We start from the raw sequence: 271 nt of genomic DNA on the forward strand, positions 1-271 counted from the left end.
GTCACCGTCGACGAACTCGAAGACTTCGCGGATCGCGGTCTCGTCCTCCTCGGTCTCGAGGCGGACGCTCCAGGTCACGAGGGCGGCTTCGGGATCCAGGTCTTCCAGGGCCGGCAGGGCGCGATCGTCCAGCGTCGCCTTGATCGGACCCTGGCGGTTGAGCTCGCGCAGCAGCAGCGCCGTCTCGTTGGCCTTGCGGTAGAGGTCCGACTTCGGACGGATCGACGCCGTCCAGACATTGGCGGGGATCAGGTCGGCGTCGGCGGCCTGC

1 pseudogene is annotated in these 271 nt (G+C 68.6%); it reads right to left on the reverse strand.

The window, feature by feature from the left end:
* Window positions 1-271, reverse strand: a pseudogene (locus EIK80_RS25965) (chemotaxis protein CheA); the annotation flags it as partial.

Source organism: Caulobacter sp. 602-1, assembly GCF_003931565.1.
Lineage (GTDB): Bacteria > Pseudomonadota > Alphaproteobacteria > Caulobacterales > Caulobacteraceae > Caulobacter.